Annotated in this window: 24 protein-coding genes; 10 read left to right on the forward strand and 14 right to left on the reverse strand. The window is 33.2% G+C overall.

Annotated elements, in window-relative coordinates; translation table 11 throughout:
- Positions 1–159 precede the first annotated feature (159 nt).
- The 4 genes from APR43_RS00695 (at position 160) to APR43_RS00710 (ending at position 4,040) form a co-directional block, all read left to right on the forward strand.
- A complete protein-coding gene (locus tag APR43_RS00695; RefSeq protein WP_053470432.1) occupies positions 160–1,284 on the forward strand; it encodes a LytTR family DNA-binding domain-containing protein in 1,125 nt (374 codons plus the stop codon).
- A gap of 228 nt (positions 1,285–1,512) precedes the next feature.
- Positions 1,513–2,103 (forward strand): TetR/AcrR family transcriptional regulator, encoded by a 591-nt coding sequence (locus APR43_RS00700; protein WP_053470433.1) that lies wholly within the window; start codon positions 1,513–1,515, stop codon positions 2,101–2,103.
- A 145-nt stretch (positions 2,104–2,248) separates the two neighbouring features.
- Positions 2,249–3,028 carry an SDR family oxidoreductase gene (locus APR43_RS00705; RefSeq protein WP_053470434.1) on the forward strand — a complete coding sequence of 260 codons (780 nt, stop codon included), beginning with the start codon at positions 2,249–2,251 and terminating at the stop codon, positions 3,026–3,028.
- 10 nt (positions 3,029–3,038) lie between these two features.
- On the forward strand, positions 3,039–4,040 hold the full coding sequence (locus APR43_RS00710) for an NADP-dependent oxidoreductase (RefSeq protein WP_053470435.1): 1,002 nt from the start codon (positions 3,039–3,041) through the stop codon (positions 4,038–4,040).
- Positions 4,041–4,265: 225 nt separating this feature from the next.
- Here the strand turns inward: APR43_RS00710 and APR43_RS00715 are convergent, their stop codons facing one another.
- From APR43_RS00715 to APR43_RS00730, 4 genes are all read right to left on the reverse strand, one after another.
- Entirely contained in the window at positions 4,266–4,703 is a 438-nt protein-coding gene (locus APR43_RS00715; protein ID WP_317044720.1) for a DUF4442 domain-containing protein, read from the reverse strand.
- 144 nt (positions 4,704–4,847) lie between these two features.
- Positions 4,848–7,217 (reverse strand): FdhF/YdeP family oxidoreductase, encoded by a 2,370-nt coding sequence (locus APR43_RS00720; RefSeq protein WP_053470436.1) that lies wholly within the window; start codon positions 7,215–7,217, stop codon positions 4,848–4,850.
- 302 nt (positions 7,218–7,519) lie between these two features.
- Entirely contained in the window at positions 7,520–8,389 is an 870-nt protein-coding gene (fdhD, locus tag APR43_RS00725; RefSeq protein ID WP_053470437.1) for a formate dehydrogenase accessory sulfurtransferase FdhD, read from the reverse strand.
- A 212-nt stretch (positions 8,390–8,601) separates the two neighbouring features.
- A complete protein-coding gene (locus tag APR43_RS00730; protein WP_053470438.1) occupies positions 8,602–9,903 on the reverse strand; it encodes a crystallin in 1,302 nt (433 codons plus the stop codon).
- A 453-nt stretch (positions 9,904–10,356) separates the two neighbouring features.
- Between APR43_RS00730 and ppk1 the strand changes: the two genes are divergently transcribed.
- The 3 genes from ppk1 to APR43_RS00750 all read left to right on the forward strand — a co-directional run bounded on the left by ppk1 (position 10,357) and on the right by APR43_RS00750 (position 13,758).
- Positions 10,357–12,375 (forward strand): polyphosphate kinase 1, encoded by a 2,019-nt coding sequence (gene ppk1 / locus APR43_RS00735; RefSeq protein ID WP_053470439.1) that lies wholly within the window; start codon positions 10,357–10,359, stop codon positions 12,373–12,375.
- Positions 12,376–12,686: 311 nt separating this feature from the next.
- Positions 12,687–13,154, forward strand: a complete 468-nt coding sequence (locus tag APR43_RS00745; protein ID WP_053470441.1) for a hypothetical protein — start codon at positions 12,687–12,689, stop codon at positions 13,152–13,154.
- 412 nt (positions 13,155–13,566) lie between these two features.
- Positions 13,567–13,758, forward strand: coding sequence for a hypothetical protein (locus tag APR43_RS00750; RefSeq protein WP_053470442.1), 192 nt, complete (start codon positions 13,567–13,569; stop codon positions 13,756–13,758).
- Between the two features lie 70 nt (positions 13,759–13,828).
- On the opposite strand, the gene APR43_RS00755 is transcribed toward APR43_RS00750, so the two are convergent.
- From APR43_RS00755 to APR43_RS00795, 9 genes are all read right to left on the reverse strand, one after another.
- Positions 13,829–14,215 carry a hypothetical protein gene (locus APR43_RS00755; RefSeq protein ID WP_053470443.1) on the reverse strand — a complete coding sequence of 129 codons (387 nt, stop codon included), beginning with the start codon at positions 14,213–14,215 and terminating at the stop codon, positions 13,829–13,831.
- A 299-nt stretch (positions 14,216–14,514) separates the two neighbouring features.
- Positions 14,515–15,384, reverse strand: coding sequence for a PhzF family phenazine biosynthesis protein (locus tag APR43_RS00760; protein WP_053470444.1), 870 nt, complete (start codon positions 15,382–15,384; stop codon positions 14,515–14,517).
- A 16-nt stretch (positions 15,385–15,400) separates the two neighbouring features.
- Complete coding sequence (locus APR43_RS00765) at positions 15,401–16,348, reverse strand: NADP-dependent oxidoreductase (RefSeq protein ID WP_053470445.1); 948 nt, start codon at positions 16,346–16,348, stop codon at positions 15,401–15,403.
- 15 nt (positions 16,349–16,363) lie between these two features.
- Entirely contained in the window at positions 16,364–17,167 is an 804-nt protein-coding gene (locus APR43_RS00770) for a hypothetical protein (protein WP_123924609.1), read from the reverse strand.
- Positions 17,168–17,175: 8 nt separating this feature from the next.
- The gene (locus tag APR43_RS00775; RefSeq protein WP_053470447.1) at positions 17,176–17,499 is read right to left on the reverse strand and encodes a hypothetical protein; all 324 of its coding nucleotides are present in this window, start codon (positions 17,497–17,499) and stop codon (positions 17,176–17,178) included.
- Positions 17,499–18,176, reverse strand: coding sequence for a hypothetical protein (locus APR43_RS00780; RefSeq protein ID WP_053470448.1), 678 nt, complete (start codon positions 18,174–18,176; stop codon positions 17,499–17,501). The genes APR43_RS00775 and APR43_RS00780 overlap by 1 nt, the downstream gene beginning before the upstream one ends.
- An 83-nt stretch (positions 18,177–18,259) precedes the next feature.
- Positions 18,260–18,820 (reverse strand): Crp/Fnr family transcriptional regulator, encoded by a 561-nt coding sequence (locus APR43_RS00785; protein WP_053470449.1) that lies wholly within the window; start codon positions 18,818–18,820, stop codon positions 18,260–18,262.
- A gap of 127 nt (positions 18,821–18,947) precedes the next feature.
- Positions 18,948–19,874 (reverse strand): DsbA family protein, encoded by a 927-nt coding sequence (locus tag APR43_RS00790; protein ID WP_053470509.1) that lies wholly within the window; start codon positions 19,872–19,874, stop codon positions 18,948–18,950.
- Positions 19,875–19,929: 55 nt separating this feature from the next.
- On the reverse strand, positions 19,930–21,000 hold the full coding sequence (locus APR43_RS00795; protein ID WP_053470450.1) for an alkene reductase: 1,071 nt from the start codon (positions 20,998–21,000) through the stop codon (positions 19,930–19,932).
- Between the two features lie 72 nt (positions 21,001–21,072).
- Here APR43_RS00795 and APR43_RS00800 point away from each other — a divergent pair, with 72 nt between their 5' ends.
- On the forward strand, positions 21,073–21,384 hold the full coding sequence (locus APR43_RS00800; RefSeq protein ID WP_053470451.1) for a winged helix-turn-helix transcriptional regulator: 312 nt from the start codon (positions 21,073–21,075) through the stop codon (positions 21,382–21,384).
- Positions 21,385–21,452: 68 nt separating this feature from the next.
- Here the strand turns inward: APR43_RS00800 and APR43_RS00805 are convergent, their stop codons facing one another.
- Positions 21,453–21,743: a DUF1272 domain-containing protein gene (locus APR43_RS00805; protein ID WP_053470452.1), complete on the reverse strand. Its 291-nt coding sequence runs from the start codon at positions 21,741–21,743 to the stop codon at positions 21,453–21,455.
- 309 nt (positions 21,744–22,052) lie between these two features.
- On the opposite strand from APR43_RS00805, the gene APR43_RS00810 reads away from it, so the two are divergent.
- Both APR43_RS00810 and APR43_RS00815 read left to right on the forward strand, forming a co-directional pair.
- A complete protein-coding gene (locus tag APR43_RS00810; protein WP_053470453.1) occupies positions 22,053–24,566 on the forward strand; it encodes a T9SS type A sorting domain-containing protein in 2,514 nt (837 codons plus the stop codon).
- A gap of 177 nt (positions 24,567–24,743) precedes the next feature.
- Positions 24,744–25,934 carry a hypothetical protein gene (locus APR43_RS00815; RefSeq protein WP_123924608.1) on the forward strand — a complete coding sequence of 397 codons (1,191 nt, stop codon included), beginning with the start codon at positions 24,744–24,746 and terminating at the stop codon, positions 25,932–25,934.
- Positions 25,935–25,971: the final 37 nt, after the last annotated feature.

Below are 25,971 nucleotides of genomic sequence, written 5' to 3' on the forward strand. Positions count from 1 at the left end.
AATTCAAAATTAGGCCTAATCCCAGTGTTTAAAAGATTTAATTGGCTCAAAGGGGATTTTTTGACCTTGAAGCCGAAATAGTGTAAGCTAAATAAATTGCTTATTTTAGCCTAAACAAAATTTTCTAAACGGATTTCATTTTAAGGACTATAAATTTACATGAAAAAAGCACGCCTTTATACTTTGACACTTACAGGCATTAGTATTGTTGTTCTAATTATTAGTTTGATTTCTTCCAGTTATCTTTATTTGTCTGCCAAAGAAAAGTTGTGCAATAGTAAATTAGAATCGGGCGAGAGGGAAGTTCGGGAAATTTCGCGTCTTTTGGAACAACAGCTTCGCAGCGGATTATCTAAAGATCAGGTAATTCATAATCTGCAGATAAGTATTGAAAATACAGATATAAAAAGTGATTTTATCTGTATGTACAATCAAAAAGGAATTGAACTCTGCCATCCTAATCCGGCGTTAATTGGGCTTAAAATTCAAGAGAATAATTCTCAGGTAAATGGAATAGGCAATCAAGAGTTTAAACCTTTAAGTACCGTTTTAGAGCAGGGAGAAAAAATAGGAGGGATGCGAACATTTCCTAATGACCCAAAAAGAAAATCGGAAATAATAAATATAAATCCTGTTGCAGGAACGGACTGGATGGTAGCTTCACATGCTAACTTGGCTGTTCTAGAAGAAGAATTATCAGATTTGTATCTGCAGTTTGTTGTGAGTCTGTTTTTAAGTACAGTATTCATAAGTGTATGCTGCTACTTAATGATACGACTTATTTATCGAAAATATGAACGAGTTTTTGATCTTGAAAAAGAGGATTTAAATTACAGGGTAAATGAGCTTCAAATCCTGAATTTACAGTTGAATTCAAATCAGCAGAAATTACAAAATGTGACAGATGATACTATTCAAAATGATACATCAAAAGAGTCTGAAATTCCAAAGAAAAGAATCCTTACGTATCATAAAGATGAACTGATAAAATTAGATATACAAGAGATTGCCTATATTTTATTGGATACCGGAATTACGTATATTTATACTTTTGACAATCGCCAATATAACAGCAATAACAGCCTTGATGAGGTGATGAAATGGCTTGATCCAACTATTTTTTACAGAGCAAACAGGCAGTTTATTATTAACATAAATTCTATTAGCAGTATATTACTTTATGGGAAAAATCAGTTGAAACTAATTATAAAACCAGATCCCAAAATCGATATTATTATCAGTAAAAATAAAGTAGCTGAATTTAAGAGCTGGCTTGACCAGTAAAAATGCATAAATAACACATAAAAAAGCGCAGTCGTATTCTATAATTGCTACGCTTTTTTTAGATGCTTAAAATTATAAAGAACCGTTATGAGCTTTAATAACAATAACATATAAATAAAAAATTGTCCATTTAAAAAAGATAAGAAAGGAAATAAAAACAAAAAAACTGTATTATTTTGATTTTAAAATATACTTTTTAGTATATTTGTGCTCAATATTTTAAGTGTGATGTTAACAAAAGCAGAAAAGACCAAGCAATTTATTTTAGAAACAGCAGTACCTCTTTATAATGAAAAAGGTATTTCTGGTGTACATATAGACGATGTGCTGGCTGCTACAAAGCTTACAAAAGGCTGCTTATATGGTCATTTTGAAAATAAAGATGATCTTTCGGAACAGGTTATTGACCTGGCGCTTAAAATGACTTCAGACAAAGTTAGAGCGGCAGTTTATAAAGGGAAAACGGCAAAAGGTAAAATATTTGCATTTATGGATTTTTATAAAAATCCGATTGATACACAAATCCCGGGAGGATGTCCAATATTTAATAATGCCGTAGAATCTGATGATAATTATCCTCTTGTAAAGAAGAAAATTGCCCAAATATTTAGAGCCGGTCAGGAAGAACTTACTGCATTGCTTCAACAAGGAATTGCTTCGGGAGAGTTTTCCAATGAACTAGACGCAGGTGTTTTTGCTTTTAAAATGGTAGCAGCAATTGAAGGAGGAGTCGTTATGTGCAGGGTTATGGATACAGCAAAGCCTCTGCAAGGTTTGATTAAAAGCCTAAAGTCTGAATTAGAACAATACTCAATTTAATTTTTTTTGCTTTAGAATAAACTAAAAAGTATATTTTAAAATAGACTAAAAAGTATATTTTAAAATAGACTAAAAAGTATATTTTTTTAAATTTAATTACAAGCGATACAAGAATAAATAATTTAAACTAAAATTTAAAATTAACATGGATGTAAAAGGTAAAACAATATTAATTACCGGAGGAGCTTCCGGAATTGGGCTTGAATCTGCCAGACAGTTTTTAGCTGAAGGAGCAAGTGTAATTATTACGGGGAGAAATCAGGCTAAATTAGATGCTGCTAAAAAAATGTTTCCGGCATTAACAGTTATAAAAAGTGATGTTGAAAATGAAAATGATGCCGTATCGCTGTTTGAAAAAGTAACTTCTTTGGGCGGAATTGATATTTTGTATAATAATGCAGGCGTTGGAACTCCGGCTCTTAATCTTGGTATTGCGGATGATCAAATTTTAAAGAATGCCGTTTACGAAATGAATGTAAATTATTTTGGTGTTTTAAGACTCAATAATCTTTTTATCGATATGTTGAAATCGAGAAAAGAAAGCGCTATTATTAATACCACCTCTATTTTAAGTCTGGTACCAGCCTTAGAAGAGCCAACTTATTCGGCAACAAAAACGGCCTTAAGTTTTTATACAAAACTGCTTAGAAAGAATCTGGAAATAATAAACAGTACTGTAAAAGTATTTGAATTACTGCCTCCTGTTGTTGCAACAGAAATGACTGCAAAAAGAACGGATAAAAAAATGGCTCCTGAAGAACTGGTAAAAACACTTATTAACGGAATAAAAAAAGATCAGTTTACTATTCGTGCCGGAGACACAAAAGCGTTGTATATCGTAAGCAGGTTTTTTCCAAAAATAGCTTTTAATTTAGTGAACCCTAAAAAGATTTATCCGAATTTAAAGTCATCCCTAAAATTATAAACTAAATAAGATGAAAGCATTTATAATTAATAAGTACAATAAAAAAGGAAGTCTGCAGTCTGCCGAAATGCCGATACCAAAACTAAAGGACAATGATATTTTGGTTGAAGTTCATGCAGCGGGAATTAATCTTTTAGATTCTAAAATAAAATCAGGAGAATTTAAACTTATTCTGCCTTATAAACTGCCATTAATTTTAGGGCATGATGCTGCTGGAGTAGTGGTACAGGCAGGTAAAAATGTAAAGAAGTTTAAAGTTGGCGATGAGGTTTATGCCAGACCTTCAGATTATCGTATAGGTACATTTGCAGAGTTTATTGCCATAGACGAAAAAGATGCGGCACTTAAACCTAAAAACATTTCGATGGAAGCAGCAGCTTCTATTCCTTTAGTAGCGCTTACGGCATGGCAGGTTTTGATTGAAAAGGCTCAAGTTAAAGCAGGACAAAAAGTGTTTATTCAGGCCGGTTCTGGAGGTGTAGGAACTATTGCAATTCAGCTGGCTAAACATTTAGGAGCTGTAACTGCTTCTACGGCAAGTGCAAAAAGTTTCGATTTGCTTAAAGATTTGGGTACTGATGTTATTATTGATTACCAGAATAGTGATTTTGAAAACATTTTGAGTGATTATGATGTGGTATTAAACACTCAGGATCAAAAAACGCTCGAAAAATCACTTAAAATAGTAAAACCGGGAGGAAAACTTATTTCTATTTCCGGGCCGCCGACTCCTGATTTTGCAAAAGAAATTGGAGCTCCCTGGTTTATCAAAATGATTCTTTCTTTACTAAGTTCAGGGATTCGCAAAAAAGCAAAAAATAAAAATGTCGATTATTCTTTTTTATTTATGAAGGCAGACGGACAGCAGTTAAAAGAAATCGCAGCGCTGATTGAAGCAGATATAATTAAACCTGTAATAGATAAAATTTTTCCATTTGATAAAACCAATGAAGCATTATCGTATGTAGAAAGCGGGCGTGCGAAGGGCAAAGTAGTGGTTAAAATAAAATAATATTCTTCTTTTAAATATGTAAATCAACATTTTTCAATTTAAAACGAGCACCTAAATTACAGCATAGTTATAAATGATTTTTCATTTATTGTAGCCCTATAAAGTAGTTTTAACGAAGATTATTTATAATCTAAATTCGGGGATGGAATTTAACTGATTTAAGCCAAAACCGAATGCTTGTTTTAAATTAAAAATGCTGTATCCATTGAGTTTTAAAGCTAAACTTTAGAGCTTTTTATTTTCTCTTTTGTTTTTAAAATAGCTTTTATCAGCAATGTAAATTTTTTTGCGAACCTCACAATATGTGATCGATTTATCTTTGTTTGTAAGCAATGTAGTTTTTACAATTTCTAATTCATTCTGTTGCTTAATCTTATCCTTAATTTCGCCCAGTTCTTCTAGAGTAAAAATGAAATCGGCATATAAATTCTCTTTTGCAGGTCTTTTAAAATAAATTTCGGCTGCTTTATCCCATACTACAAAATTTTCATCTAAAAGATTTATCAATTGTACCATCGGAATTGGATCTACTGTAGCAAACATGCTTCCTCCAAAAATAGAGTTTACATAATTTTTGTTTTTATAACTTATAGGAAGCCTTATTTGAATTTGCAATAAATCCTGCGATACATTTACAATTCTGGCAGTACTTCTTCGGTACATTGAGACAGATTAAATCCGTACTTAAAAAGTTTTGGTTTCCCGATATACTTCGAACCTACTGCTGCTATTTTTTGATATACCGACATTTAAATTTGATTTGAGTGTTATTTTTTAATGAATTGATTGGAGAAGATTTGCAAATTTTCACAATCGATTTATTCTTTCATAAATTTTAGGATCGTGTTTTCTAACTTTAATTTTTACATATTTTGAGGCTGGCATGTTACTATCCTTAACCACATTATTTACGGAAACCAAAACGTTTGTTTCTGGAAAATAAGTAACTGTGTTTTTCTCCGGAATTTGATAGGAAACAATAACAAACAAAGGCGCGATTCTTTCGATATTATCATCATAATTAAATAAATCGACTTTATCGCCAGCTTTAAATCCTCCTTGTTCAATATCTTTTTCGTTCATAAATATTACCCTGCGTTCATTTTTTACACCGCGATAACGATCATCAAGACCATAAATTGTGGTATTAAACTGGTCGTGCGTTCGGGTGCTTGCCATCATATATTCATCTGGAGCAAGTTCGTTTTTTGGAATTTCCGTTAATGTAAATGGTGCACGGTCTCCAAAATCTTTAGTAATAAATTTTCCATCGCGTGCTGCATTTGGTAAATGAAAACCTCCTTTTTGGCGTACTTTTTCATTATAATTTTCAAAACCGGGAATACATTTTTCAATGGCATCTCTCACATCATCATAGCTGTCATGATAACGCTTCCAGTCAATAACCGATTTATTTCCCAGCGTTGCCATGGCCAATTTACATACAATCTGAGTTTCATTAATAAGATTATCAGATACAGGTTTGAGCATTCCTTTTGACGACTGTACAACGCCCATTGAGTTTTCGGTAGTTATAAATTGCGCTTCGCCATTTACAATATCAATATCGCTTCGGGATAAAGTTGGTAATATAATGGCTTCTTGTCCGTGAATCAAGTGACTGCGATTCAGTTTTGTAGATACATTTACGGTTAAATTTAGTTTTCTTAACGCACTTGCCGTGTAAGTTGTGTCTGGTGTTGCCGATAAAAAATTACCTCCCATACAGAATAATAATTTTACTTTTTCTTCCTTCATGGCTTTAATGGCTCTCACAACATCATATCCGTGTTTGCGAGGCGGATTAAAACCAAAATAAGCCTGAAGACGATCCAGTTGTTCGTTAGTAGGTTTTTCATCAATCATCATCGTTCTGTTTCCCTGAACGTTACTATGACCACGAACGGGGCAAACGCCTGCGCCGGGTTTACCAATACTTCCTTTAAGCAATAAAATATTAAGAATTTCTCTAATCATTTCTACGCCGTTTGGCTGCTGCGTAAGTCCCATTCCCCAGCAAACAATGATTCGTTTTTTGAAGGCGATGATTTCTGCAGCTTCATAAAGTGCTTCTTTAGAAACGCCTGAAAGTTGTACAAGTTCATCTAAATTATAATTATCAAACTGTTTTAGGAAAGCTTCATATCCGGTAGTTTTTTCTTTGATGAAATCATAATCAAAGACTTTTCCGGGATTTTTATTTTCCAATTCCAATAATATAATTTCAAGGGCTTTTAAAAGCGCCATATCGCCATTTATTTTTACCGGAAGAAAAAGATCGGCTAGTTTGACACCGTTTCCAATAATTCCGTTGATTTCCTGCGGATTATGAAATCCCATTAAACCCACTTCCGGCAACGGATTAACAGCGATAATTTTTGCTCCGTTTTTTTTACCTTTTGCCAATGCAGTCAGCATTCTTGGAGCATTTGTTCCGGGATTTTGACCAATAATTACAATTACATCAGTATCATAAAAATCATCTAATGTTACAGTTCCTTTTCCAATTCCGATTGTAGTTCTTAAAGCCGATCCTGATGTTTCATGGCACATATTAGAACAGTCGGGCATATTGTTGGTACCGAATTCTTTTGCAAAAAGCTGATAAAGAAATGATGTTTCATTGCTTGTTCTTCCTGAGGTATAAAAAGCAGCTTCGTCTGGCGATTCTAATGCGTTGAGATGTTCTGCTATTTTTGTGAACGCGTTATCCCAGCTTATAGGTTCGTAGTGCGTTCCATTTTTAGGAAGATACATAGGCTCTGTCAATCTTCCCATTTTTCCAATTTGATAATCATCTAATTGGGCAAGATCGTAGACAGAATTTTGTTTGAAAAAATCAGCTGTAACTTTTTTGGTCGTCGCTTCTTCCGCTAAAGCTTTAACTCCGTTTTCGCAGTATTCTCCCAAAGGCGATCGCTCATCATCGGGATCAGGCCATGCACAGCTCGGACAGTCAAAACCACCTTTTTGGTTCATCTTAAATAAAGCTTTTGTCCCGCGAACAAGTGTTTTTTCTTCAATAAGATCACTAAAAGCGGAGATAACAGCAGGAACTCCGGCAGCCCATTTCCCTGTTTTTGTCAGCTTAAGGTCTAAAAGTTTATATGGATTTTCGGCATTTGGTTCTTTTGTAATTTTATCGTTGATGTCTTTTGGAGATTTATCTTCTTTCATGACTTTTGCATTTAATTGGCTTATTCGCAGAAATTGGAATAATTATGATTTTAATTCAGTTATAGAAATAATTTTTATACCTGTTGGGTTTAATTGTTTTAACACATAGAAACATAGAATTATTGAACTCAAGAAAGGCGTTTCACTTGCATTAACAAATCCCGATAGCTATCGGGACTATGTGTGAGAAACGAGTTTCTTTTTAATTGACTTTTTCAAAAACATAAAATCTATGTCTCTATGTGTTTAATTATTATTTTTTATGCATTATACCCAACGGGTTAGCTTTTATTTTAATTTTATTAGAAGTTGATTACAACCTGATCACTGGAATTATAGATATTGAATCTATCTTCTTTAATAAAACCAAAAAGAGTAATATTAAATTCTCTAGCCAATTCTACAGCAAGACTCGACGGAGCACCAATGGCAACTACTACTGATATTCCTGCCATAGCCGCTTTTTGAATTAACTCAAAACTGGCTCTTCCACTAAGAAGTAAAATGTGTTTATTTAATGGAAGTAAATTATTTGCTAAAGCACTGCCAATTAGTTTATCCAATGCATTATGTCGTCCAACATCTTCCTGTAAAAAAACTAAATCGCCTTCAATTGTAAAAAGACCCGACGCATGAATACCACCAGTAACTGCAAAACTACTTTGAGCTGCTTTTAATTTGTTTGATAATTGGTAAAGTACTTCTGCAGCGATATCTAGTTTTGGATTGTCTAAAGGATTAAAAGTGCTAACCGTTTTGATAGATTGTATGGAACTTTTTCCGCAAACGCCACAGCTAGACGTGGTATAAAAATTCCGATCTGACGACATCAAATGCGGAATGAAATTTTCGACTAAATCTACCTGAACAATATTTTTCTTTTGAAACGAACATTCTGTATTGGTATGATATACTTTTTTGACGTCCTGATAAGATGTTATAATGCCTTCGGTAAATAAAAAACCAATGGCAAGATCAAAATCATTGCCTGGCGTACGCATTGTTACCGAGATATTTTTGTGTGTTTTTTCGGCTTCAGGGCCGTAAGAAATTCTTATTTCAAGCGGTTCTTCTACAGAAAGAATGTCTAATATAGATGTACTTTCAAATCCGTTCACTTTTGTAATGCAAACCTCTTTAATGGAAACTAATTCCAAATCATTCATTTCCATGTAAATTCATTAAATGTTGATACGTAAAATTAATAAAAAATGATTTATAAGAAGATTTTTCTCCTTGTAATTAAACCGTTTTTAAGGAATTAAATTACTATAATTTATGCCATTTTAATTGAAATTAGGAATTTGGATAAAAACAAAAAAAGATATGCAGACAAGAAAAACAATTTAGCTTCTTGTCTGCATATTTAAATTAAAAAATCAGTTTATATCACGCTGATTTTTATAGAACTAGCTTTATCATTAAAACCTCCTAAACAACTATTGTTTCCTGTTACAACAACAGATTCTCCTCCAAAATTATCGTTTTGGTAGAATGTAATTTTATATCCATTATCTAAACGAACAGACGATAAATCATCATTTACAATACCATATGATTTTAGCTGAGCCAATGTATAATCACCCGCAGGCAAAGCAACTGCATAACCTGTATAGCTGCAATTTTGGTAAACTGTAACAACGCCTCCGGCAGAACTATTGTATTTATTATCAGTATAGGTACGTGACAAATTACCTACACCATCAAAATAATTATCAGCTAATTTTGCAGGATCTGTTGCAAATTCCCCGCCTTGTACGATACCATCATTCCCATCATTCCATGCCCACGGAGCATTAGCACCGCCAGTTTTAAAATCATTTCCTTTAAATCCTCCGCCCGGGCTTGAAAACAATTCAGTATTAAATCGTTGATCCCATAATCCTCCGGTTTCAAAAATATCAACAAGTTTGTATTCCACGTAAGTGTCATAATTATCAGATGGTATTTGTGCAGTTCCCGTTGCCGAAGGATAGTAGATAATTCCGTCTCCATCAATATCGTGCTGCGGCCACGCTTTAAGGCTGTGTCCTTTAGAATCCTGCGCTGTAATAGGATGCAATTCTCCGTTATAATCTCTCATTTGCAATGTTCCGTCAACACTTTCCAGTCCGCTTACAAAAGAACTTCCGGATGGTACATAAGAGAAAAAATCTGAATGACTTACAGTAACCGCTCCTTTTAAAGAACCATAAGTTGAACCATCTTTTTCTACAATCATCAATATACCTTCTAAATCATTTTCATGCTGATCTAAATTGTATAAAAATGGATTATCTGTCCAATCGCGTGGAGAGAAAAAAGCATAAGTAATAAACCAATGTGTATTTGATTCTACCACTGAATAGTAGCAATGTGCCGCTAAAGAGTTGGCATAAGCAGGAAGATTGTTCCAGTTGTTTTCGGCATTCCAGTCGTTGTCGTAGTTAATGGCAGTAAGATAATCTGATTTTCCTCCTTCGGCATAAGTTCCTGTAGCGTCTACATCTTTGTAATGAATAGGAGCCCATCTTCTTGCCAAATTAGAACTTGCTGAAATACTCATTTTTTTGAAATTTTGCTGCTCTTTTGCAACAGCAGAATTTTCGCTTTCTTCTAATGTCGTATCCTGACATGAGAATGTAAGGGCCGACAGCATAATAATTAAGGCTCTACTTAATACCTTTTTTGGATTCTGTTTTTTCATAATTCTAGTTTTAATGGTTTATAGCATATTTAAATTCAATGATTTTTATAAATTATTTGATAGTAATAACCAACTGAGAAATAAAAAGTAATCAGCTTTGTTTTCTGTAAATTTTGTCGATAGAACGGATTGTTTTTGAATTATAATTCTTACTACTTGTAAGTACCTTAAAAGAGAAATCGTACTATCGAGGCAGTATTATAATACGGTTAACAAAAAGTTAACAGGATTAAGATTATTTATTGTTTTTGAAATCAATAAAAAGAAGAGAGTATTTAGCATATAACAACGTAATAATGAGATTTCGATATAAGCTATAACAATGATATTATGCGGATTAAGTTATGTTACCAATAAATTAAATTATGGTTAACAGCCTATTTGTATTTATATTTTAAAATAATTAATGCTGAAATTTACAAGTATCAATAAAAGTATAAACCAATTTTTTACGTGCAAAACCATCTTATACCTTCAGAAATTTCGTGGCTCTCTTTCAATAACTGTATTTTGGATGAAGCCGAAGACTCCAATAATTTGTTATATGAAAGAATTAAATTTTTAGCCATTCATTCTTCTAATTTAGATGAATTTTTCAGGGTTAAAATCAGAAAACTGCTGACTAAAAATTCAAAAAAGAACACAGAATTACTCAATAAAATTTTAGACGAAGTAAATCTCCAGCAAAACAGATTCGGAGCAATTTGGAAGAAATCAATACTGCCAGAATTAGCTGCGAATAATATTGTTTACTATGAAAATCAAGAGCTTCTTGAAGAGCATCTTGAGGAGATTGAGTATTATTTTAAAAGCATCATTCTTTCTTATATTCAGGTTATTTATATTTCAATAAATCAGCCTAAAACGTATTTTTTAAACAATCGCAGTTTATACTTTTTGGTCAAGTTAAAAGATACTTCGGGTAACTTTAATTATGCTTATTTGAATATTCCTTCGGATAAACTGGATCGATTTAAACAACTGCAAAGTCAGGGCGATACGCATTATATTATTTCGATTGATACTATTATAAAGAATTGTTTATCGCTTATATTTCCTTCGGGAAAAGTGGTTTCCTGTAATGCTATAAAATTAAACCGGGATGAAAATTATTTGATTGAAGATGAAAATTCAGGAGATTTAATAGCGAAAATTGAAGCCAAAATCGAAGAACGAAAACGCGGTTCATCGACAAGATTTCTGTATGATTCTAATATGGATGCTGAAACACTTTCGGTATGTAAAAAGACTTTTCGCCTTAAAAAAGATGAAATGATAAAAGGCGGAAGCCATCATAATTTGTATGATTTATTCAAGTTTCCAAATCCTGTAAAACCCAATCTTCAGGGAGCAAATTATCCGGGTCTCAAACATTTGCCATTTGAAAGCAAAAAGTCGATTTTTGAAATTATTGACAAACAAAATCAATTATTGCACTTTCCGTATCAATCGTATTATTATGTACTTCAGTTTTTTAATCAGGCGGCAATTAACAGAAACGTTCTGGAAATAAAAATTACTTTATACCGAATTTCATCGCAGTCGTTAATTGCAAATGCTTTGATAAGTGCCGCTAAAAACGGCAAAAAAGTAACTGTTTTTGTAGAAGTAAAAGCACGTTTTGATGAATACAATAATTTATTCTGGTCCCGAGAAATGAAAAATGCCGGAATAAAAATCATTCAAAGCATGCCGAATTTAAAGGTTCATGCAAAAGTGGCAATGGTAACCATGAAAGACAAATACGGAAATAAGAAATATTATAATTATTTATCGACGGGAAATTTTAATGAAAGCACAGCCAATATTTATTCTGATTTCGGATTTTTCACTTCAGAAAAAAAATATACAGATGATATAAAAAAGGTCTTTGCATTTTTAAAAACCAAGAAAAAGACAGGCGCACCAAAACATATTCTGGCCGCAGGCTTTAACATGAAAGAGAGATTACTAGAGTTAATAGATACCGAAATAGAAAATAAAAAAGCCGGAAGAGAAGCGGCGGTATTTTTAAAAGTAAACGGAGTTGATGAAAAAGATATTATCGACAAACTTATTGAAGCAAGCAGGGCAGGTGTTGAAGTAACATTAATTGTCCGCGGCATTTGCACCTTATTGCCGGGAATAAAATATGCAACCGAGAATATAAAAATCTATAGGATTGTAGATATGTTTTTAGAACATTCCAGAATTTACAAATTTGCAAATAATGGAGAGGAAAAAATCTATTTATCATCAGCCGATATGTTAAGCCGAAATTTAAACAGAAGAATAGAAGTTGCTTATCCGTTGTATGATGAAAAACATATTGAAGAAATTAATACAATTATTCAATTGCAGCTGGAAGATAATACGAAAAGGAGAATGATAAATAGTGAAGGAAATAATGAAATGGAGATTCTAAGTATCGATGAACCAAGACGCGCGCAAACTGAAATTTATGATTGGCTTGGGGAGTGTAATGTGGAATAATGTTTATGTGAAGTTATTATTTTTATAGAGAAAAAGCCTAACTGTAAAGTTGGGCTTTTTGTTTTAAGTTAGAGACTTTTGAAACGTTTACGTTTTTTAAATATATTTGTTTTTAGTAGCGCAAAGTCAGAGACATTTGCGGAGCATGTTACATAATAAAGAACACTTTGCAGAGCGTGGCAAATCCAGATTGTCTAACATTAACAAAGAAATGTCTAAAATAAAAAAAATGTCAGCTGGAATTCAAAAATTTTACAATAGATATATTAATTATTATAATAACCAAATAGAACAATCAGAAGAAGAACAAGATGAAATTACTAATAGATATGGAAAGTAAAAAAATAATTTTCTTGATTATAATATCTTTTTTTCTTAAAAGTTGTTTTCGCTTTGAAGGAAAAAAAATAGAACTAAACTATAAAAATAAAACAATAAAAGTATTGTCAAATGATTATGTTATTGAGTCAGTATTAATGAAAAAAAATCAAACAAAATATTATTTTTTAAAATTGAAAGATACTCTAAAAGGAGATAATATCATTAATTTTAAAGTCAAACCTACTGGTTATGATTTAATTGTAGATAGTTTGGATTATTATTGTTCTAAAAACCCAGAAATGAAACCTCAAGGATTGTGGATAAAAATTAGAAAGAAGGGCTTTTCAAGTAATAAAAAAGATGGAATTTATGATGAAATCCAATATTTTAATTCAAGTATATTGTTTTGTAATTCATCCTTGATAGATACAATTGTAGCAGATAATCCTTATAAGTAGAATAGGTAAATATAGCCTCTACCTCCGCTGGCGCGAGCATCTTGCTCGTGAGCGCAAAGATGTCTCGTCCTAAAAAAAGTTTACATATTAAGTAATGTGTCAACAACTGATTTTTTGTTATTGCATTCCCATAAAAACTATTGACAGTATTATCACAGCCTAAAATAAAGCAGCCTTCGGGTTGCTTTTTCATTTAATACTATTTCAAATTGATAAAAAGAATCTAAATCTTACAAGTAGAAATAAATTTACATTTCCTTCATAATTAGCATATTAATAACCTTAACTGATAAGTTTTTTCCTCGTACTTATTAATAATTCGTTGAAACAATTATAATAATATTATAATTGAAATTTTTAAGATAAACGAATAACATCAGATAACTTTAATGTTTTTAAACATTATCTACAAATGAAAACAATCCAATTCAGAACCGATGATTTAACCCAGTACACCGTTAATATTTCCCAAATTACCTGCATGTTTACAGCAGATGAATCTTTGGGAACCTGGATTTATTTGAGCTGTGGAACCAGACTAAAAGCCCTTTTAGTTATTGATATTGTTTTAGAAATGATCAGCAAAGCCGAAAGGAGTAATTAAGAATTGTACAAAAACAAAAAAACAGCTCAAAAAGCTGTTTAGAAGATTTTGTTGGGACAAAAAAGGGGATTTATAGGCTAAAAGCAGGAATTTGATATAGACTTTCGTTTAATTGTAGTGTTTTCTCTTTTTTAGCTGTAACTTTAATCTGGTGTTTTGCAACTTTTCCATTTTCTATTATCTCTAAGAAATAAATTCCAGATGGATAACCTTGTAAACTAATAGTTTTTGATATTTCAAACTTGTTTATTTCAGGTTCTCCGGAGTAAATTAAATTGCGATTTTCATCACATATAGTAAAAGATGCGTTTTCAGCACCATCTAGAATAAAGCTTTCCACTTTTCCGTTTCCGGTATCGATCATCAAAATGTAGTCTCCTTTTTCTTCATCAGCATAAGTGTAAAGTGATGATAGTAATAAGGTATCAGTTAAAACTGTTTTACTAAATTTTGTCATTTTTAATTGCTTGATTGTCAAAGATTATTGTGGCGCAAAATTAGAAAAGAAATTCAGTTTTATTCAAAAAAAACTTATTTTTTATTGTGTAAATTGCTGAATTACAGATGTTTTAGTGTTTTTGCTAAAATATGTGTTAAAAATGCAACCCTTCAATGTTCTTTTTGTATATCTTAAAAAAAAATCGGCTGATTATCAGTTTATTAATTTTTTTTAAAAATGCAATAAATAAGAAAATATCCTATTATTGACTTTTCTAAGATTTAAAATCTGATCAGTTGATCCTCTGGTTCAGTAAATTATCTCTCAAATTGAAACAATTCTCCAACTGCTATTTTGCAAACATCGCCTTCCACATAAATTTCACTTTCTTCCACATTAGTTCCATTTACTATTATTTTCATTTTACTGGGCCTTCCTAAAAAGCTTCCTTGATTTAGTATAATTTCCGTATCGATATTTACCAATTGATTCTGAACTAAATAAGCGCCCGCGGGCCCCGCCGCACTTCCTGTGGCAATATCTTCGACCAAACCAAAATTATCCCACGTTCTTCCTTCCAGATTTTCAGTATCCAAAACATAAAAAAACTTCGCATTTACTTCTTGCAGTTTTTCTTCTAAATCCGGTATTGTCACTTTTACTTTCGCTAAAGATTTTGATTTTACAGGAATTATCAAATAGGGAAGTCCTGTCGATATTACCTGCAAAGGCAAATGATCGTATTTATCTTCGGGTAAAAGATTGAAATATCTTAAAAAAGTTTCTTCCTGTTCTTTACTTAGAATATTTCTGAATTCTGGTTTACCCTGATTCATTTGAGCGGAATAATGATTATTATGTTTTACCGTTTTTACCGTAACTAATTTTTCATTTAGCTGAAAATTGACTTTGCTTTCTGACGCATCCTTAGCATATAAATCATGAACAATTGCAGTAGCTCCAATTATAGGATGTCCCGCAAAATCCAATTCTTCTTCCATTGTAAAAATACGGGCGCGAAAAGTATCTGAGTTTATTGGGTTTAAAAAGATACTTTCAAATTGTCTCATTTCCTGCGTAATAGTCTGCATAAGAGATTTATCCAGAGGATTTTCATTTATAAAAATAGTCAATCCATTTCCTGAAAATGGTTTATCTGAAAAAACGTCAACATGATGATATTTCATTTTATGTCTTTTTAAATTAAGATACCCTAACAACAATTTTTCCCGCAGTAGTTCCGCTTTCAACCTGCGTGTGTGCGGCCTGAATGTCTTCAAAATCGAATATTTTTGAAACGTGCGCTTTTACAATTCCTTGTTCTAAAAGCGATGCGATACTTTTCATGTCTTCAGGATCAGAAAAAACAAGCATCATAAAATTGACATTTATGCCTTTTTTTAAAGCTTTTTCTTTTATTTCTTCAGATAATCCAGATGGTAAATTGATAATAGTTCCAGTTGGTTTTACAACATCAACAGAACGTCCAAAGTTATCATAACCAATAGTTTCCAAAACAAAATCAATATCAGAAACTACATCTTCAAACCTGGCGTTTTTATAATCGATATGTTCATCGGCTCCTAATTCTAAAACAAAATTTTTATTTTTTTCTGAAGAAGTTCCTATAACATACGCACCAAAATGTTTGGCAATTTGAACCGCATAATGTCCTACACCGCCAGCTGCCGCATGAATTAAAACTTTGTCGTTCTTTTTTAATTTTCCAAAAAAGGTAAAAGCCTGCCACGCCGTTAATGCTGCCAAAGTACTGGCCGCGGCTTCTTCATGACTTATGTTGGCAGGTTTAATCGCTAAATGTCCGGCGGGTGCCACAACATATTCGGCGTAAGCATTTCCAACTCCCGGAAAATTGATCATTCCAAAAACTTCGTCTCCTACTTTAAAATTGGTCACTTCAGAACCTACTTCTTCCACAATTCCCGAAACGTCCCAGCCTAATATTACAGGCGGATTTTTAGCTAATTCACTCGCAAGTGAAGCTCCTTTTCGGGTTTTAATATCAACAGGATTAATGCTGAACGCTTTTACTTTTAGTAATACTTCTTTTTCGCGGATTTGAGGACGGGGAATTTCTTTAATTTGAAAATTGTCAACTTCTCCAAAACCGTCTAATACTATTGCTTTCATGTTTTTAAATTTTATTTATTTTATAAATGGTTGCTGCTGAATGTCAAAATTGGCCATGTATTTTGACCAGTTATGCAGCAAATCACTTTCTGTAATTTTAAGAGATTGAAGTATTTCAGATTTTTTGCTGAAAACTAAAAGTGCTTTCAGTTTTTTTCTTCCATACTTAGTATCAATATACATAACCATCGATCCGGATAAACCATATTTCATTTTTCCTGTCCAAAAACTATCCAGATTATTGGGCGTTTTGTTTTCAGCAATAAGTTTTTTTATTTCAGCTATTCGTGCTGCATCACATTGTCCCGAAGCATAAGTTGCCAAACCTTCGACAAACCAGTCAATTCCTTCAACGTTACTAAAATCAGGACTTGCATTTAATTGTCCGTGAAATACATGAAAAAGTTCATGTGTAATAAGCTGCTGTGTTTTAATAGTTTCAGAATAAGAATGCTCGCAGGTTTCTTTGTCCCATAATTTGGGAGAAATGATATTCAGTTTTGCTGCATCTCCGCTGGCAGCCACCCAGCATTCTGATTTAAAATCGGTCATTTTCCAATCCTTTTGCCAAACGCTGTCAATAGATTGTCTGTTGGGATGAACATAAATATCAAAATGATTTTTAAAAGGTTTCTCCCAAAAACGTTCTACAGATTGCACGCCTTTTTCAAAAAGATTCAAATATGCTGTATGATTTGATTCGTCAAATGGAGTATAATAAACGGTATAACTTTTCTGTTCAACATTCTTCCATTTGGGTTCGATTTTCGCAAATCCCGCCAGAAACACCAATACCGAAATTATGGCATATGTTTTCATTATTAATTTCAATTTTTGCTTTGTGTTATTTTCTTTTTCTGATGATTAAAAATTCTTACCATTTTTATTCCGTTTGGGTCTTCGGAAGTTTCAAAAGAATGTTCATCACATTTTTCACTTAAACATTTTTCAGAACTTTCTTTTTCATTGGTGTATAATTCTATTTCAAAATCTCTTTCTGATTTAAGAAAAACCAGCCGTAAGTTTTTAGAATAAATTACAAAATGCATCAAAGAATTTTCTTTGATTTGAAAGCCAATGTTTTCAAAAAAGAGCTTTGTCGTCTTAAGAACAGGTGTCTTGAAAACAATGGCTTTAATTTCAGATGCCATTATCTTTTTTTGTTAAGTTGAAAAGAATATCCAATGCTGACATTGACTACAAGCGGCGTAAATTTTGTTCCGGGATCCAGCGTTTTTATTTCTTCAACTTTTCCCGTTTCTCTGTTCTGATAAATAAATTCGCCGCCTTTTAAACTTGAACTTACCGTGGGCCAAAATCGAACACTTGGTGAAATAATAAATCCTTTTAGGAAATTGTCTTTCTTTTTAAACGGAAGATAACTGCCATAAACTCCTAATCCGAGACTGAAGGTGTTGTAAGAAGTAATTTCGTTGCTTTTTGTCTGCGGATCTCCTTCGTAATAAAACTCAAATTTGTGCCATTTTGGTTCAACGCGAATGTTGATCCATTCCTTAATTCTGTAACCAATACCAAATCCCGTTGTCCAGGGTTCGTGAACGGCAAGATGTTGGTTTTTTAAATCATCAGGCAGCAGGTTGCCTGTAAACTCAAGTGAAGCGCCGTGCGAATAATCAAAAATAAAGCGGTTGTGAATGTAGTTTCCTTCAACATTTATTCCTTTTGCTATCGCCGTTTGTGCTACTCCAAAAAGAAGATTAACTCTTTTCTCGGTTTTCCAGTCTTGTGTTTGCGCATTTGTGTGACTTACTACAGCCGTTATTACGACTATTGTTTTTAGTAGTTGTTTTTTAAAATTTTCCATCATTAATTTAGTATAAAAATTATGATGCAAAATTGGCAGCTACAGCGAACAGTTTCGTTCACATTTGTTAATAAAAAACGGTAGGTTTATTTTCGTATTCTGCTGAGGGATTGGGGTTTAATTCCTAAATAAGCAGCAATATAATATTGAGGAACGCGATTGGCAAGATCTGCTTTTTCTTTCATGAATTTATAATAGCGCTGTTTGGCGTCAAGCATGGCAAGATCGGCAGTGTGGCGTGTATTACTGATAAAAGAAAGCTCTGTATAATAATCTTTTAAGATCATAAATTTAGGTTGAAACATATAAACGGTTTCAAAATCTTCTGCAGATAAAAGAAGCAGCTGTGTATCTTCTAATACTTTGATATTCATATCAGAAACTGTTTTGTTTGTAAAGCTGTTTAAGTAACCCAGCCATTCATTTTCAACAGTAAAATCAGTCGGAATTTCTACGCCTTCATAATTCCTGTAATGCATTCCAATTCCCGAAACAATAAAGCCTAAATGCCTGCTGACTTGACCTTCCATCAGGAAATGTTCTCCTTTTGGAATAAAGCGTTCCTTGAGTTTGCTGATAAAAAAATCAATCTCTTCATCTGTAAAAGAATGAATGGTTTTTATCTTTTTTATCAGTTGGTCGTACATGGTAGTGGATTTATATTTCAAAGATAAAAAAACTAATACAGAAAATAAAAAAGCATTTTATTTCCCAATGTTAAGCCGGCATGCTGCAGCGATGCGGCTGTTTCATTAGGGTTGTTAGAAATTCGGATTAATTACCGGAATTTTTTAACTGCCATAAATTTCCATTTTTTGAAGTAATCTTTTTTAATTTATTCTGATGCGCCAATTCGCTTAAAAACTTTTCGGCTTCACGAGTTGATTGATTGCTTAAAACAGCATATTCTTTAGTTGTCAATGTTGCATATTTATCAAACAAATAACTATAACCTTTATTAAGATCTGTTTTTTCAGCATTTGGGTACAATTGCAAAATGGCATTTTCGAAATTTTGATAAGGCTGAAAACCATTAATTACAAGTTGATTATTCTTTTGATTGCTCAAAAATAAAGTTGGAAATCCTCTAACGTCGTATTTCCTGGTAACTTCTAAATCCTCATTGAATAATTCCTTTGCCGTTCCTTCATAATCGGTTTTGAATTTTTCGGTATCTAAACCAACTTCTAAAGCGGCTTTTTGAAGTATTTCAAACTTCGCAATATTCTTCTTTTCCAGAAAAACCATTTCTCTGATTCTTCTTAAATACTCAATTGCCTTTTCCTTGTTTTGTATTTGAGCGGCTTTAAAAGCGATAGAAGCAGGGTAGGAAGACGCTAACGGATCTTCTAACCAAACATCGCCGTCAATTGGCATTTCATAATACAAACTTACTTCGTCCCAATGATGCGCCACATCGCTTGGTTTACTTATTCCGCCACTGTTGTACGACCAGTCTTTTAAAAGTCCGCCCATGCGATATTCGATTTCAAAATCAGCCCCATATTCTAATTTCAATCTTCGCAATTGAGGTTCAATTCCCCAGCACGAAGAACAAATAGGATCAGTAAAATAAACTATTTTGATCGGTTTTTCAGTTTCTGTTTTTATTTCGTCTTCTTTACTTTTTTGATACGAAGGCATTTCGCATATTCCGCTTTCCGGATCACACAAAAGCGGATTGTTGTTTTCTTGTTTCATTTTTGAATTTTGACTGTTACAATTAATAAATAGGAATGTTGTGATTAAGATTAACTTATACATAATCCGTATATCCTTTTTCATCCGGCATATAAAAAGTACTTGGATCTGCCGGAGTCAATTCCAGATTATTTTCTAATTTATAAGGTAAATTCGGATTTGAAATAAAGCTTGAACCAAAAGAAATTAAATCGGCTTTATCATTTTCTAAACCAACTTTTGCTCTTTCTTTTGTATAACCGCCATTCAAAATCAAGGCGTTACTGAAATTGGTTCTTATTTTTTGAATTAAGTTCAAACCTTCTTCAGATGCTCTTGCCGCGTAATCAATAAGATGTAAATAAGCGATATCTAATTTGTTTAGTTCGGCAGACAAATAATCGTACGTTTTAAAGATTTCATCATAAACCGGCATCGTGTTAAAAGTTCCGTACGGCGAAAGTCTGATTCCAACTTTGTTTTTACCAATACGTTCTGCAGCAGCTTTCGTAATTTCTAAAATGAAACGGCTTCTGTTTTCAACACTTCCGCCATATTCATCCGCTCTTACGTTTGAATTTGGATTTAAAAACTGCTCTAATAAATAACCGTTTGCACTGTGAATTTCTACACCGTCAAATCCTGCTTCGATTGCATTTTGCGCCGCCTGAACAAATTCCTGAATCAGGTTTTGAATATCATCATGAGAAAGTTGTTTCGGCGTTTCTGTTTTTTGCATTCCGTTAGCATCTGTCCACATATCGGTTTCAGCAGAAATTGCAGAAGGCGCTACAATTATTCCGTCTGTAGGAAGATTGTCTTTGTGGGCGATTCTCCCAACATGCATAAGTTGCATAAAAATCTTTCCGCCTTTTTGATGTACCGCGTTTGTTGTTTTTTTCCAGCCTTCAATTTGTTCCTGATTGTAGATTCCGGGAATTCTCGCATATCCTAAAGCATTGGCAGATGTTGCAGTGCCTTCGGTAATTATTAATCCCGCTGTTGCTCTTTGTTCATAATACAAAGCCATTAAATCATTCGGAACATTATTAATTGCTCTTGAACGTGTCATAGGAGCCATTACAATTCTATTGTTTAGTTTTAGACCGCTAAGATCTAATGCACTAAAAAGTTTTTCAGTATTCATAATTCATTTATTTTAAATAATTTTACGCAAAGTTCCAGCAACAATTTATATTACACAATAAGTCAAAAATTTATGACTACTAAAAAAAATGAAGATAAAATCGATAACTGCCCAGCCGAAGAGGTTTTAAAGCTTTTTACAGGAAAGTGGAAACCGCAGATTTTTCGCTTGGTGGTCGATAATACCGTTCGGTTTAGTAGTCTTTTGCGGGAAATTGAAGGTTCAAACAAACAATCTATCGCTTCTTCATTAAAAGAAATGGAGCACGATGGTTTGCTTGAAAGAAAAGTAATTAAGCTGAAACCGCTTCATGTAGAATATGAATTGACAGAAAAGGGAAAAGAACTTACCGCAGTTTTCTATCAATTAGAGCGTTTTTTATAACAACAGCATTTCTTCTAAAAATAAAAAAATCGGAACAAACTGCGCTCCGATTTACTTATAATTATGATCTAACGTTTTCTTGGATCAATATTTTTATTTTTTTGTTTTAAAGTTTCAAACATTTCCAGATCAACAGGTTTTAGGATTATTTCTGTTTTTACAGGATTTTTTATAAGAGATTGTGCCGGACGCGTCGGCCTTTTTTCAAAACCACCTCCGCAATTAGGGCAGACATTTTCTAATACATTTGTTACACAGTCGCTGCAAAACGTACATTCAAAACTGCATATCATTGCTTCTGAACTATCGTTTGGCAAAGCTTTGTTACAATGCTCGCAATTGGTTCTTATTTCTAACATAATGTTTCGTTTTATTAATTAAAAATGGAATACAAAATTAGAAAATGAATAAATGCTTTTCGTTCACATTTGGTAAGAATATCAAATAAATAAGTTTAGTATAAAGCATCACATATTGAAATAAAAAATCTAATTTATTAACAAATGTGAATAAATTACTTTTAATATGCTGTTAATTTTGTGATCTAACCATGTAAATTTGAGCTATGTAAAAATCGCAATTTTTAATTGTACAAAAGCAAACCCCCGGCTTTTGAGCGGTTTTTTTACCGAATCTAACAAAAACAAACTTAACCAAATCTTTACACTATGAGGCATCGAACCTTAAAAACCACTATTTTAATTTTTTGTACATTTTTATCTTTTCAATCGCTGCTTTCTCAACCCTCGACATTTGTTTCGCGGGGAATTGGCGGAGGCGGTGCCATGTTCTCGATGGCATTTAATCCTGCTAATGACAATGAGTATTATGCTTCTTGTGATATGGGAGAATTGTTTCACACGACTGATTTCGGACTGAATTATTCTCAGGTTGACCACCGACAAATTTGGGGCGGGCACAACTCAAAAGTGTGTTATACTTCGACTCCGGGATTGGTGTACACGATTAGTTATGCTAATGATATGCAGCGCCCCATGAAAAGTACAGATAACGGAATTACCTGGACGCCGTTAACCGGAAACCCAAATAATTCTGAGGAATTATACAGCATAAACGCTGATTACGATAATCCAAACCGAATTATAATTTCGCAATACAACCGCATTTATTTTTCCAACAACGGCGGAACAAGTTTTACCAGCATTCATACTGCTGCAACCGGAAATGGTATAGTTGTAGGAGGTGTTTTCTTTGACGGAAACAATATTTATATTGGTACTAATAATGGTGTTTTGGTTTCTGCAAATGGCGGTACAACATGGACAACGGCTCCATTAGTTGGAATTCCTGCTACAGATAGAATCTGGTCTTTTGCAGGCGCAAAAGTGGGAGGTGTAACACGCTTTTTTTGTATTACGGCTTTAAATAATAGCATTTATGCAGGAATGCCGGGTTCTGATTATTGGGGATTTCCAAAAGGAATCTATTCTGTAGATTACGGATCAGGAAACTGGGTTTCAAAAATGACAGGAATTACGCCGGGTGTTGATTTCCCTATGTTTGTGGGAATGGCTAAAAATGACATTAATACGGTTTTTTTATGCGGAAGTAATTCGAGTGCAAGACCTACAGTGTTTAAAACTATAAATGCAGGAACGAATTGGAACAATACTTTTATAACAACGAATAATCAAAATATAACGACTGGATGGAGCGGGCAAGGCGGCGACCGTGGCTGGTCTTACGGTGAATGTCCTTTTGGGATGGCTGTTTCTCCAAACAATTCCAGTAAAGTTATTTTTGGTGATTATGGTTTCATACATAAAACTTCAAATGGAGGAACTTCGTGGCAGCAGGCTTATGTTGCCACTGCTTCACAAAATCCTGCAAATGCTGCAACACCGCAATTTCGTTCGTACCAAAGTAACGGATTAGAGAATACAACCAGCTGGCAAATGCATTGGATTAATGCAAACAAAGTTTGGTCTTGTTTCTCTGATATTAAAGGAATTAAAAGTGATGATGGGGGTTCGTCTTGGTCATTTAATTATACGGGACATAATGCTAATACAAGTTATCGAATTGCGGCGCATCCAACAAATGGAACTTTGTTTATGGCAACGTCTGACATTCATGATATGTACCAAAGCACGAGATTGTTTGATGAAACATTAGATGCCGATGATGCTAACGGAAAGATTGTTTATTCGACAAATCAAGGGCAGACATGGCAGAATCTTCACGTTTTTAATCATCCTGTTTTTTGGATTGCTATTGACCCAAATAACCCAAATACGGCTTATGCAAGTGTGATTCATTATGCAAACGGAAATGGTGTTGGCGGAATTTATAAAACAACGAATCTAAATCTTTTAGCTTCTTCAACCTGGACACTTTTACCGAATCCGCCGCGTACACAAAAACATCCGGCTTGTATTAATGTTTTGAATGACGGAAAAGTAGTTTGTTCGTATTCCGGACGTCGTGTTGAAGATTCTGGATTTCAGCCGAGTTCTGGTGTATTTGTTTACACTCCGGCAAATAATTCATGGACAGATGTTTCGCATGCAGGAATGCAATATTGGACAAAAGATGTTATTATTGATCCTAATGATGCGGCGCAAAATACGTGGTATGCGTGTGTGTTTAGCGGCTGGGGAGGTGCGCCAAATGGTTTAGGCGGTTTATACAGAACTACAAATCGTGGTACGAGCTGGACTAAATTATCTGGTTCGACAATTGACAGGGTAACTTCGATTACATTTAATCCAAAGAATGCAAATCAAATTTACTTGACTACAGAAGGGCAGGGATTATGGATTTCTTCTAATATAAATTCGGCGACGCCTACTTTTTCTATGGTGGATTCTTATCCGTTTCAGCAGCCGGAACGTGTTTTCTTTAATCCGTATAATGCCAATGAACTTTGGGTAACGAGTTTTGGAAACGGAATGAAGGTGGGTAATCTTTCTAACCTTGGGACTAAAGATGAAGTTTTTGAAAACGCATATTTGGTACTTCACCCAAATCCAACTTCAAATATTGTAACGATAGACAGCAGCGATGAAATTCGAAATGTAAAAATTTACAATTTATTGGGTTCGCTTATAAAAGAATATCCTTCAAATAGTTTTTCGGTTTCTGATTTATCAACGGGAATTTATTTAGTGGTTGCTAAAACAGATAAGGGATCGTTTACAAAGAAATTAATAAAACAATAAAGTACAGCCTGATTCAAACATTTTGCCCCAAGTAATGATTAATTAGGTCAAAGAGCTCAATTTTATATTGAGCTCTTTTTATTTAGAATTATTTCTTAACAATTGTGAATCAACAAAATGTGTTATGATAGTAACTTTGCATCATTCAAAAATCAAATTAACTTAATTCATAAAATCATGAAACCATTTCACTTACTTATTCTGTTGTCAGCAATTGTGGCAACACCTTTACTGTCTTTTTCTCAAGACTCTTTGGTAACTAATTATGTGAAGAAAAATGCCATGACTTTTGTCGTAAATGAAACAGCTTTTATCGGAAATGGCTGGGATAATCTGATTAATGAAATACAAAAATCAGATTATGTATTACTTGCCGAAGATCATTTTACAAATGAAATTCCATTTTTTACATCGGCAATAACGAATAAAGTTAAGTTTGATAATTTCTTTTGTGAAATAGATCCGTATTCGGCAGAAATAATTACCTCAAAAATCAAAATATTATCTAATGCACAATTAGAAAAGTATGTTGACGATTTTGGCAATGTTTTTTCTTTTTTTGCGATGGAACCGGAATTTAGACTGTTGAAAAAGCTCGTAAAAGCCAATACTTCTGTTTATGGAATTGATCAGGTTTTAATGAATGCCGACCGATTAATTTTCAGCGAACTTAAACTTAAAACGAAGAATGAAAAAGCAAGAAAGATTTATGAAGATATTGAACTAAAATCAAAAACATATTTTGCTGATTTCTTAAAAAATCCAAGTAAGCCAATGTATTTAATGACAGATGATTTTGAAAAACAAATTGCCGAATTACTAAAACTAAATGTAAGCCAAAAGGAAAAAGAACAAATCGAAGCGCTAAAACTAACTGCAAAAATTTATAAAGAGCAAAATCATCATTTAAGAGTTCAATTAATGAAGAATAATTTGATGAACGTATATGATAAATGGGCAAACAAAAAAAATCTTTTTAAATACGGAGCAGGACATTTGCCAAAAGGCGAAAGCTATTTGAAAATTTATGACATAGGTAGTTTAGTTAGTAATATTGCTGATAGCCAATTTAAAAACTCGTTACACATTTTGGTTGTTGGGAAATCAGGAGCGCTGGGTTCGCCATTTAAAGGATTTCCAGAACAACCAATAAACGAAAACAGCAACAACACAAAGGTTTTAAAACCAATATTTAGTGCTGTCGAAGGTAATCAATGGTATTGTGTTGATACGCTGCCTTTAAGAAATGCATTAGAAAATAAAGAAATAATAGTAAGTGATGTTACGCTGTCAAGAATTATAAATGGATTTGATTTTGTAGTGGCTATCCCGAAAGTTATGGCTGCAAAATTCCCCAAAACAGAATAAAATAGGATGTCATTAAAATTGGAATCATAGACCAGAA

The sequence above is a fragment of the Flavobacterium sp. NLM genome (assembly GCF_002210235.1).
Taxonomy (GTDB): Bacteria; Bacteroidota; Bacteroidia; order Flavobacteriales; family Flavobacteriaceae; genus Flavobacterium; species Flavobacterium panici.